The sequence below is a fragment of the Blastomonas sp. UPD001 genome (assembly GCF_003426715.1).
Classification (GTDB): Bacteria; Pseudomonadota; Alphaproteobacteria; order Sphingomonadales; family Sphingomonadaceae; genus Blastomonas.
In genome coordinates this window covers 3,416,855-3,424,925 of sequence record NZ_QKVT01000001.1, presented here as the reverse complement: position 1 = coordinate 3,424,925, position 8,071 = coordinate 3,416,855, and the positions used below count along the sequence as shown (strand labels likewise).

Below are 8,071 nucleotides of genomic sequence, written 5' to 3'. Positions count from 1 at the left end.
TCATCGTCGGCAGCAGGTGGAAGGCCTGGAGCACGATGCCGATGCGCCCGCGCCGTGCCCGTGCCAGCCCGTCCTCGTCCATCGGCCCGAAATCGAGCCCGGCGACGCGCACCTCGCCGCCGCTCGCGCGCTCGAGGCCGGAGAGGATCGCCATCAGCGACGACTTGCCCGATCCCGACGGCCCCAGCAGCGCCACCGACTGGCCCAGCGGAATTTCCAGATCGATGCCCTTCAAAATCTGCGTCTGATGGCCTGCCTCGCCGAGCGAGAGGGTGACATTGCGGGCGGCAATGGCAATATGAGGCCGCGTGAGCGTATCGTGCATGAAATGAAAGGGCTTTCGCTTTGGGACGGAACAGCATTCTATATGGGGCGGCTTTGTTGCTTGTCCATTGCACCGCGGCCTGCACGCAGCCGTCGGACGAAGCGACCAAGCCGCCGGTCGAAAAGGGCCAGGAAACCGGCGCGGAAAAACCCGGCCGCAATCCGCTCAATGCCGACACCCGGCTGGTCATGGCCTTCGGCGACAGCCTTTATGCCGGCTATAATGTCCAGCAGGACGAAAGCTTCCCCGCGCAGCTCGAAAAGGCGCTGGCCGCCAAGGGTCTGAACGTCCAGGTCCACAATGCCGGGGTATCGGGCGATACCACGGCAGCGGGCCTGCAACGCCTCGCGTTCGCGCTCGACGGCCTGCCGCGCAAGCCCGATCTGGTCATTCTGGGCCTGGGCGGCAACGACATGCTGCGCGGCATCAGCCCCGACCAGACGCAGAGCAATCTGAAGGCGATGCTCGACGAACTCAAGAAGCGCGATATCCCGGTGGTGCTCACCGGCATGATCGCGGCACCCAATCTGGGTCAGGATTATGCGAGCCGGTTCAACCCGATCTATCCCGCGCTGGCGAAGCAATATGATGCGGGATTATATCCCTTTTTTCTCGATGGGGTGATCACCGACAAGGCGCTGATGCTGCCCGATGGAATTCACCCCAATCCGAAGGGAATTGCCAAGGTGGTCAACGGGATAGACGACATGGTTGCGAGCAGATTGCAGAGCTGAGACCGTTTTGGCGACAGCGACATGACATCCCGGTTACGATAGCAAGTCATATTATAGCGGCAATCTGGCCGCGTCGTCATCGAGACGCCATGGAGGTGTCATCGCGCGAACGTAGCTGCGACCCCGAACCGCAAAGGGGGTTGCGCGATGATTCTGAACACATCTTTCCAGGCGCTGCTGCGCACGTCGATTTCGCTCATGGCTGTTGCCGCTGTGGGCGGCATGCCCGCGATGGCACAGCAAGCGGCCGAGGATGATGCAGACGGCAATGGCGAGATCATCGTCCAGGGTGCGATCATCACCGCGCAGGGCGAATCGATCGCGCAGAAGCGCAATGCCGATAACCTGATCGACATCTCGGCCGCGGACTCGGTCGGCCGCTTCCCCGATCAGAACAGCGCCGCCGCGCTCTCGCGCCTGCCTGCCGTCGCGGTGCAGCGCGACCAGGGCCAGGAACGCTATATCCAGGTGCGCGGCGCGCCCAACCGCTGGACCTCGGTCAGCATCGACGGCGTGCCGATGATCGGCGCGGACGAAGGCGGCCTCACCCGCGCCTATCGCTTCGACGCGGTGCCTGCGGTGATCCTGAGCGCGCTGGCGATCAACAAGTCGCTCACCCCCAATATCCAGGCCGAGGCGATCGTCGCCAATATCGACCTGCGCACCTTCTCGCCGCTCGAGGGCAAGACCGGTTTCCACGTCCAGGGCGATGTCGGCTACGGCTTCATGGAACTGGGCGAAGGCGAGCAGCGGCAGGGTTCGCTCCGCGTCTCGTACAGCGACGGCACGTTCGGCGTGGTCGCGGGCGCATCGCACTATCGCCGCGAGCAGGTGACCGACAATCGCGAGGTCGGCCTGTATGACGAACCCAGCGGCCCCACCGATACCCAGTTCGGCCCGACCGAGATCGACATCCGCCAGTATCGCCTCGTCCGCGAGAACAATGGCCTGTTCGCCGCGTTCGAATATGCGCCGCAGGAAGGCCAGAGGCTCTACGCCAAGACCATCTATACCGAGTTCAAGGATGACGAGCAGCGCGACCAGTACGAGATCCGGCTCGACCGCGCGCTGTCGGGTACGCGCAACCTTTCGGGCGGCGACCTGGTGCGCGTGCCGATCCGCGGATCGTTCAACCTTGGCAACTATCGCACGCGCAACTTCATCAACACCATCGGCGGCGATTACGAGGAAGACGGCTGGAAGGTGAATTTCGCGGCCAACTATACCCGCACCGAGAACACCACCTATCTGCCGCTGGTCCAGGCGAGCACCGCCACCGCGACCTCGCCGTCGGTGCGCTATGATTTCAGCCGCCCCAATTTCCCGATCGTCCAGCTGTTCCAGACCGTGCCCGGCGCGACGGCGGGCAGCTTCGTGCGCGGCCCGGCGCTGGCAAATTTCGACCAGACCACATTGGTCAACGCCAACACCTCGCCCGCGCTCGTCATCCCGATCGTGCAGGACGTGTTCACCGACAGCTATACGGTCAAGCTTGATGTGGCCAAGGACCTGGGCTACGTGACGCTGACCGGCGGCCTGCTCTATGCCGATCGCGACATCGGCGGGTTCATCTTCGCGACCTCGAACGCGGTGCTGCTCTCGCCCCAGGCGCTGGCCGGAACCGGGCTCAGCTTCAACGCGGCCAGCTATATCAGCAACACGCCCTGGGATACCGGCTTCCCGCTCGGCCTCACCTTCAACTATGTCGACAACACGCGGATGCGCGCCGATCTCGACACTATCTTCGCGACGCTGCAACGCCAGGGCCGGTTCAACCCCGCCAACAACGTGCCCGCAGAGAACCGCTTCGCGCTCAACGAGAAGACGCTGACCGCCTATGGCATGGCCAAATGGGTGTTCGACGGCGGCCAGGTGATCGCCGGCGCGCGCGTCGAACATTTCCGTCTGCAGAACCAGGGCCAGGCACGGCTCGCCAACGGCACGCTGGTGCCCTTGTCGGCGCCGCAGGATTATACCGATATCTTCCCGAGCGTGAACGCGCGCTTCGATGTCACCGACAACCTCGTGTTCCGCGTCGCGGGACAGCGCGGCATCGCGCGCCCAAGCTTTGGCGAGATTCGCGTCGGATCGGCGATCAACGACACCAACAGCCCGGGCACGATCAGCGGCGGCAACCCGACGCTGCGCCCCGAATACACGTGGGGCGTTGATGCGAGCCTCGAATATTACATCCCGGGCCAGGGCATTATCGCAGTGTCGGGCTTTCATCGCTGGGTCGACAATGTGCTGTTCTCGAACACGCAGATCGTGGGCTCGGACGCGTTCAACAGCAACGGCGTCGATCGCTCGCGCTATCTGCTGACCTCCAGCTTCAACGGCAATTCGGGCGAGCTTTATGGCGTCGAGTTCAACTATCAGCAGCAGTTCACCTTCCTGCCCTCGCCGCTCGACGGCTTCGGCTTCCAGGGCAATCTGACGCTGATCGAGGGCAGTTTCGATACCGATCAGCGACGCAATATCGGCTTTCCCGGGACCTCGGACACCATCGTCAACGCGTCGCTCTATTACGAGAAATACGGGCTTTCGGTCCGCGCCAGCTATCAGTGGCGCAGCGACTATCTGGAAACGCTGTCGATCGGCACCGGCGGCACCACCACCGGCGACGAGTTCCGCGGCGGCTACACCAATGTCGATGTCGCGATCCGCTATGACATCACGCCGAACATCAGCCTGTTTGCCGATCTCAACAACCTGACCGACGCGAAATATACCGCGTTCCTTGGCAACAAGGGCCGCCCGACCGAGGTGGAACAAATCGGCCGGCGTTACCTCGCCGGCATCCGCTTCGGCTTCTGACAGGAGAGACTGCATGCGCCTGAAGACCGCTTTCGCCCTCGCGCTGTTCGCCAGCGCCGCGCCCGCGCTCGCCATTGATAGCGTGACGGTCAGCCGCATCGATGCCGACAAGGTCAAGGTGACCTGGACCGACAGCGATCCGGTCGACATCATCGTCACCGACACCCCGGTCGCCGCCGGGGCGGCCATTCCGGTGATCAAGGCCAATCGCAAGGGCGAGGCGATCGTTGGCCTGCCCGCGAGCAAGCGCCAGTTCCTGGTGCTGCGCGATGGCGGCGACGCCTCGCTGACGCTGACCGCCGAGCGCGAGCTGCCGCTGGCCAGGGGATCGAACTTCCGTGATCTCGGCGGCTACAAAGGCGCGGGCGGCAAGACCGTACGCTGGGGCAGGATCTTCCGCTCGGGCGCGCTGCCGCTGCTAAGCGATCAGGACTATACGCTGCTCGGCGGGCTGAACATCGGCACGATCGTCGATCTGCGTTCGCTCGAGGAACGCGAGGTCGCCGCGACGCAGCTCGACGACCGCACCGGCGCGCTGTTCGTGTCGAACGACTATTCGCTCAAGCCGCTGATGGCGAACATGGGCAGCATGAAGGGCGAATATGTCTATACCGGCATGGAAAAGCTGCTCGCCCCGCAATACCGCTCCCTGTTCAAGCGGCTGCTCGCCGATGATGGGGCGGTTATGTATCACTGTTCCGCCGGGCAGGACCGCACCGGCATCGCCTCGGCGCTGATCCTGAGCGCGCTCGGCGTCGACCGCGAGACCATCCTGGCGGACTATCACCTCTCGACGCAGCTGCGCCGCCCGCAGAACGAGATGCCGCCGCTCGACCCGGCCGACTATCCCACCAACCCGATCGTGCAATATTATGCCGCCGCCGCCAAGAAGCCGGGCGGGGTGAAGGCCGAACCGCTCTATTCCGTCTCGGGCCAGTCGCATCTGGCGCAGTTCTTCGAACTGCTCGACCGCGATTATGGCGGCGTCGATGGCTATCTGGCGACGCTGGGCATCAGCAAGGTCGATATCGCACGGCTGCAGACGCTCTATCTCGAATGAGCCTGTTCCCGGGGCGCGCCGCGCGCCGGTGACTTGCACCACAAGCCGGCAAGGGGGGCGTGCGGCGCATGCCTCCCTTTCGGCTGTTTCGCTGCGACCGACTGCCTCCGCATGGTGACGGCAGAGCGAAAAGGAAGAGGGCGGACCCTTGCAGGCCCGCCCCCCGCGCCCGCTCAGGACGCTGCTTTCTCCTTAGGCCGGATTGGCCGGGTCGCATTTACCGCACCGTCCACCGGAGAAAATCTGAACTGTGTCCCCGCGCCGTGAGGCGCGGGGGTTTTTCCGGTGGCAGGGCCAGGCCGGGTCGCAAAAAACCTGGCCCTGCCCCGGAAAACTGAATTTCGTACCCCGTGGTGCGATTTCGACATTCGCAGCCCCAACCCATTCGGAAAGGCAATGCAATGTCTCAATCCATCCACTAGTCGATCGTTCAGGCCGCCTCGGATATCTCCAGCAGCGTATCGCGATCGATGATCTTGACCCTTCCCTGCTCCAGCTCGATCAACCCGGCATCCGACCAGGCCGACAGCTGCCGGTTAATCTGTTCGCGTGACAATCCCGCGAAAGTGCCGAGTTCGCTCTGGCTGAGATCCAGCTTGAGCTTGCCCTCCTTTGCGCCCGAAACCATCAGGCGGAGCAGATAGCGCGCCAGCCTGGGTCCCGATGTAAAGGCCCGGTCCGCCTCGATCACGTCATTGGCCTGACGCAGCCGCTTGGCCATCACCCTCAGCATCCGTCGCGGCATGGCCACGTGCCGCTCGGCAATCTCCTCGAAGGCTGGCCGCGACAGCGACAGCGCCGTCAGCTCGGTCAGCGCCTCGATCGAGGCCGTGCGTGGTCCGCCGTCGAGAAACGCGATCTCGCCAATGACATAGCCGGGCTCGGCATAATCGAGCACGATCTCGTGACCGTTGCTCGCCACCATGCTCACCCGGGCAAATCCCGTCAGGATGATCAGCAGGTTGTCGCCATCATCCCCCTGCCCCATCAGCTCCTGCCCCTTGCGGTAGCGGACGAAATGCCCGCGCAGGATGATGTCCGACAGTTCGTCATTGTCGCAATCGGCGAACAGGCTGTGGCTGGCCAACAGCGCGGCAAGCTCGTTCGCGTGCATGATTGCCCCTTGTCCCTTCCTTTCTGTCGGCTTTGTCCATTGCCGAGCAATTTTGCTTCGGCCGTCCCTGTCGCCGCCGACAGATATGTCTTCGCCCGAATCGCTTTACGCCGCTGTGCGCCAGCGCACAACACCGTCAAATAGAGTAAAATGGGGGTTTCAGTGTGTGGTAAATTGGGGCAGCACGCAGGAAAATTGCGTCAATCCGCGCCAGCGGTTAACGCATGTCAACCGCGCCGCGTGCCCCACTTAACGCATGTTACCCTGGTCAGACGAGGCGGCTCTGCGCCACTGCCGCCTCGATGAAGCTCGCGAACAGCGGGTGCGGATCGAACGGCTTGCTCTTGAGCTCGGGATGATATTGCACGCCCACGAACCAGCTATGGTCGGGCCGCTCGACAATCTCGGGAAGCACGCCATCGGGCGACATGCCGGAGAAGACCAGGCCGCCCTTTTCGAGCCGCTCGTGATAGGCGGTGTTGACCTCGTAGCGATGGCGGTGCCGTTCGCTGATCAGGTCGGTGCCATAGATGCCGCGCACCCGGCTGTTGCCCGAAAGCTTGGCCGGAAACGCGCCGAGCCGCATGGTGCCGCCCAGATCGCCTTCGGCGCTGCGCTTCTGCAGGCCGGATTCGCTCATCCACTCGGTGATGAGACCGACGATCGGCTCGTCGGTCTCGCCGAATTCGGTGGTCGAGGCGTTTTCGATGCCCGAGGTGTTCCGCGCCGCCTCGATGCACGCCATCTGCATGCCCAGGCAGATGCCGAAGAACGGCACGTTGCGCTCGCGCGCGAAGCGGACCGAGGAAATCTTGCCCTCGCTGCCGCGCTCGCCGAAACCGCCCGGCACGAGGATGCCGTGCATCGGCTCGAGCACCGCCGCCAGCTCGTCATCGGGCAGCTTCTCGAACAGCTCGGCGTCGAGCCATTTGACCTTCACCTTGACCCGGTTGGCCAGGCCGCCATGCACCAAGGCCTCGTGCAGCGACTTGTAGGCATCCTGCAGGCCGACATATTTGCCGACCACACCGATCGTCACCTCGCCCTCGGGATGCTCGTGGCGTTCCATGATATCGACCCAGCGCGACAGGTCCGGTTCGCGGGCGTCGGTGATGCCGAATGCGCGCAGAACCTCGCGGTCCAGCCCTTCGCGGTGATATTGCATGGGCACCGCATAGATGCTCTTGGCATCGAGCGCGGGGATCACCGCTTCCTTGCGGACGTTGCAGAACTGCGCGATCTTCGCCCGCTCGGATTCGGGCAGCGGATGCTCGCAGCGGCACAGCAGGATATCGGGCTGAATGCCGAGCGAGGTCAGCTCGCGCACGCTGTGCTGGGTGGGCTTGGTCTTCAGCTCGCCCGCCGCCGCGATATAGGGCACCAGGGTGACGTGGACGAACAGCGTGTTCTCGCGGCCGATCTCGTTGCGCAGCTGGCGGATCGCCTCGATGAACGGCAGCGATTCGATATCGCCGACGGTGCCGCCGATTTCGCACAGCACGAAATCGAGATCGTCGGTATCGGCCTGCGCGAATTCCTTGATCGCGTCGGTGACGTGCGGGATCACCTGCACGGTCGCGCCCAGATAATCGCCGCGCCGCTCGCGCTGGATGATCGTCTGGTAAATCCGGCCAGAGGTGACATTGTCCGACTGGCGCGCCGAAACGCCGGTGAAGCGCTCGTAATGGCCCAGATCGAGATCGGTCTCGGCACCGTCATCGGTGACGTACACCTCGCCGTGCTGATAGGGCGACATCGTGCCCGGATCGACGTTGAGATAGGGGTCGAACTTGCGGATGCGCACGCGGTAACCGCGTGCCTGCAGCAGAGCGCCCAGGCTTGCGGCCATCAGGCCCTTGCCGAGCGAGGAAACCACGCCGCCGGTGATGAAAATATAACGCGCCATGGGAGAAACCCGTTAGCGGTTCGCGCGCAAGACTGACAAGCGCGCGAATCCGCAGGAAAGACAAAAATCTGTGAACAGCCCGGGATTTTACCCCGGCTCGCCTCAATTGGCGGGG

At 63.8% G+C, this 8,071-nt stretch carries 6 protein-coding genes; 3 read left to right on the top strand and 3 right to left on the bottom strand.

Features of this window, described 5'->3' with window-relative positions; all coding sequences use genetic code 11:
* Positions 1–325: ATP-binding cassette domain-containing protein (locus tag DM995_RS17395; RefSeq protein WP_116970217.1), on the bottom strand; the 325-nt coding region annotated here is incomplete at its 3' end.
* A gap of 53 nt (positions 326–378) precedes the next feature.
* On the opposite strand from DM995_RS17395, the gene DM995_RS17390 reads away from it, so the two are divergent.
* From DM995_RS17390 to DM995_RS17380, 3 genes are all read left to right on the top strand, one after another.
* Entirely contained in the window at positions 379–1,059 is a 681-nt protein-coding gene (locus DM995_RS17390) for an arylesterase (RefSeq protein WP_232824465.1), read from the top strand.
* A gap of 147 nt (positions 1,060–1,206) precedes the next feature.
* Positions 1,207–3,876 (top strand): TonB-dependent receptor, encoded by a 2,670-nt coding sequence (locus tag DM995_RS17385; RefSeq protein WP_116970216.1) that lies wholly within the window; start codon positions 1,207–1,209, stop codon positions 3,874–3,876.
* 13 nt (positions 3,877–3,889) lie between these two features.
* Positions 3,890–4,936 carry a tyrosine-protein phosphatase gene (locus DM995_RS17380; RefSeq protein ID WP_116970215.1) on the top strand — a complete coding sequence of 349 codons (1,047 nt, stop codon included), beginning with the start codon at positions 3,890–3,892 and terminating at the stop codon, positions 4,934–4,936.
* Positions 4,937–5,366: 430 nt separating this feature from the next.
* Here DM995_RS17380 and DM995_RS17375 read toward each other — a convergent pair whose 3' ends face one another.
* Positions 5,367–6,050, bottom strand: a complete 684-nt coding sequence (locus tag DM995_RS17375) for a Crp/Fnr family transcriptional regulator (RefSeq protein ID WP_023836611.1) — start codon at positions 6,048–6,050, stop codon at positions 5,367–5,369.
* Between the two features lie 268 nt (positions 6,051–6,318).
* On the bottom strand, positions 6,319–7,956 hold the full coding sequence (gene pyrG / locus DM995_RS17370; protein ID WP_023836612.1) for a CTP synthase: 1,638 nt from the start codon (positions 7,954–7,956) through the stop codon (positions 6,319–6,321).
* Positions 7,957–8,071 lie beyond the last annotated feature (115 nt).